The sequence below is a fragment of the Corynebacterium sp. HMSC05D08 genome (assembly GCF_001807215.1).
GTDB lineage: Bacteria > Actinomycetota > Actinomycetes > Mycobacteriales > Mycobacteriaceae > Corynebacterium > Corynebacterium striatum.
Genome location: NZ_KV788318.1, coordinates 1 through 2,442 on the forward strand (window position 1 = coordinate 1; position 2,442 = coordinate 2,442).

The 2,442-nt window shown below is 54.6% G+C and carries 4 protein-coding genes; 1 reads left to right on the forward strand and 3 read right to left on the reverse strand.

Annotation, left to right across the window (positions count from 1 at the left end; translation table 11 throughout):
• Positions 1-29: 29 nt before the first annotated feature.
• Positions 30-896: a type IIL restriction-modification enzyme MmeI gene (locus tag HMPREF3148_RS03665; RefSeq protein ID WP_049151462.1), complete on the reverse strand. Its 867-nt coding sequence runs from the start codon at positions 894-896 to the stop codon at positions 30-32.
• A gap of 142 nt (positions 897-1,038) precedes the next feature.
• Here HMPREF3148_RS03665 and HMPREF3148_RS03670 point away from each other — a divergent pair, with 142 nt between their 5' ends.
• Positions 1,039-1,302 (forward strand): hypothetical protein, encoded by a 264-nt coding sequence (locus HMPREF3148_RS03670; RefSeq protein ID WP_046095295.1) that lies wholly within the window; start codon positions 1,039-1,041, stop codon positions 1,300-1,302.
• A gap of 140 nt (positions 1,303-1,442) precedes the next feature.
• Here HMPREF3148_RS03670 and HMPREF3148_RS03675 read toward each other — a convergent pair whose 3' ends face one another.
• Positions 1,443-2,036, reverse strand: coding sequence for a recombinase family protein (locus HMPREF3148_RS03675; RefSeq protein WP_011116976.1), 594 nt, complete (start codon positions 2,034-2,036; stop codon positions 1,443-1,445).
• Positions 2,036-2,293 (reverse strand): hypothetical protein, encoded by a 258-nt coding sequence (locus tag HMPREF3148_RS03680; protein ID WP_168713080.1) that lies wholly within the window; start codon positions 2,291-2,293, stop codon positions 2,036-2,038. The genes HMPREF3148_RS03675 and HMPREF3148_RS03680 overlap by 1 nt, the downstream gene beginning before the upstream one ends.
• Positions 2,294-2,442 lie beyond the last annotated feature (149 nt).

Sequence of the window (2,442 nt, forward strand, 5' to 3'; positions counted from 1 at the left end):
AAATGCCTAGGAACAAAACCCGGGGCACTTCACTTCGCCAACGTTGATGGCAAACGCTTAGGCCGCTTTTCCGGGGCGGTATTAAGCACGCTAAATAGCTCATTGAGCTGCGGGCCGAGCGATTCTGGGGTGGTTTCATTGCGCACAAAGTCCGCAAACAAATGCGGGGTATCCCAGAGTCCTGCGTCGTCGCCGAAGAGAAGGAAGAGGATTCGGGTGAGGTAGATAGAGGTGCGCATGACGCGCTCGTCTTCTTCCTCCGGCGTGGTGGGAGCGTCATCGCCTACTGCCTCGTCCACGTCGTCGCCGTTCATGGCGCGGAAGAGCTCCACCATTAACCGAGAGGCTTCCAGGGAAGCCTTTTCTTCCTCCCGGTAGGCGGAGGTTTCATAGTCGGCGAGAAAAGCGAGTTGTTCGATGTGCTCGTCAATCTCAGCTAAAGGGAATGTAATGTCCCAGTCGGCGCTATCGCCGACATAGGTGCGGTTAAGACGGGTAACCCGCAGGGTCTCGAAGTTGGAGCAGACAACATAGGCCGGCATGTGCGAGTTCGCGATAGTACCGCCCAGCAAATAATCCAAAGCTTGGGCATAAGCATCATCGAGCGGGACGCCGAGGGACTTAGCCTCGCCTATGACTTTGCCCGGCATAAACATGTCGATCTTGCCGGTGCGCCCCGTCGAAGCGCGTTTAGCGCTGCGTTGGTACAAGTACAGGTCGCGGGCGTTGACACCGAAGCAGTCGAGCAGGTCACCCCAGAACTGTTGGTCGTGACTCGACTCGGTTGCGGGTCGGTTTTCCGCCTCCCATTGCTTAATGCGGTCAAGCCACCGGAGTTTGAATTCGGTGAGATTGTGGCGAATGGTAGCGCGGTCAAAAACAGTCGTAGGGGCCATAACCATCAAGCATATAAGCCCACACGCTACCCACCCTGTCGCGCGGGCGCGTTAAGCCACTTTCCTGCCCGGGAAGGTTGTATATCGCCTACGGAATGCACACCCTCACCGATAAACTGGGCACCAGTCGAAAGGAGAAGGAATGTATACGACGATCACCCTCGCTGCGCTCGCAGTTGTTTTAGTCTTAATCATCCAGACTATCCGCCGCGAACAGTCACAAGACCGTATGTATTACGCCGCACTTGGAGGCAGCATAAGCGCAGCAATGATCCTTGTCCCCTCTTTCCTTTTCACCCAGGCTGGTCTCTCGCGGGAACTGGCTGCACTGCTTATCTCCTTCGGCCTATTAGCCTTGTGGACTACCATTTTCGGACTTCGCCTAAACGCAAGAACCAGCAGGTAAACCTATATATTCCACAACATATGCTTTAGCATACGGCGGAACATACGCTATAACATATGCCTAAACATATGTCCCGCCATATGGCAAGACATATGACAGGGCTGACGGGCACGCTGATTTACCGTTATGGCTGTGCCGCTTTAGACGTTTTTCAACGCCCGATATACCGTAGGACGGGTCACCCCGAATTCCCGCGCCAAGGCTGCTTTCGACTCCCCTGCCAGTGTGCGCCGTTTAATCTCCGCTACCTGCTGCGGGCTAAGAGCAGGCTTGCGGCCTTTGTATTTGCCAGCCTTTTTGGCCAACGCAATCCCCTCCGCCTGACGCTCGCGGATAATGGCCCGCTCAAACTCCGCAAACGAACCCAAAATACCCAGCATTAAATCTGCGCGTGGATCTGTGGTGTCTTTCGCAAACGCGAGATTCTCATGCAGAAAAGTAACAGTCACACCCTTGCCGGTAAGCTCATCAACAATACCGCGAAGATCCGTAAGCGAACGGGCGAGACGGTCAATCGACGACACGACAAGCTCGTCACCGTCGCGCACATACGCCATACACTCGACAAGCCCAGGGCGCGCAGCCTTGGTACGGCCGGAAACCTTATCCTCAAAGAAACGGTCAATCCTGCCAGACATATTGAGCAGTTCTTTCTGACGCTGATTATTCTGCTCCACCGACGAGACACGGATATAGCCCACCCGCTGCCCATGCGAACCAGAGTCACTGCCCATTAGTCTTCGCCCCGCGAAGGTTTAAAGGAAACAGTCTCTTGTTCTATGACCGCATCACGATACGACTCGATTGCATCCGAGAGGGCGTAAAGCTGAACGCCGTCGAGACCGTCAGCGTCAGCAAGCAAGGCTTGCACAATCCTGCCCAACGCCTGCTGCCCCGACGACAGCCCACCATGCAGATCTTTCACCCGCGCCAACGCGGGCACAGAGTCAATATGACTTTCAATATGGAAACCATCCGACGATAACACCACACTCACCACTTTCTGTAAACATAAGGCCTAGACCCTCCTAGACACGTGTAAAACAATGCTAGTAACGGCCCTATTTTACAGGAAACATTCTGTCGCACACCGGCGTAACAATAGGGTGTACCCAAATGAGCGCCACGCTCGTAGTCACT

Excerpts from the sequence above, each read along its gene's own strand:
- HMPREF3148_RS03665 (WP_049151462.1), bottom strand. The coding sequence starts at position 896 with ATGGCCCCTACGACTGTTTTTGACCGCGCTACCATTCGCCACAATCTC.
- HMPREF3148_RS03670 (WP_046095295.1), top strand. The coding sequence starts at position 1,039 with ATGTATACGACGATCACCCTCGCTGCGCTCGCAGTTGTTTTAGTCTTA.
- HMPREF3148_RS03675 (WP_011116976.1), bottom strand. The coding sequence starts at position 2,036 with ATGGGCAGTGACTCTGGTTCGCATGGGCAGCGGGTGGGCTATATCCGT.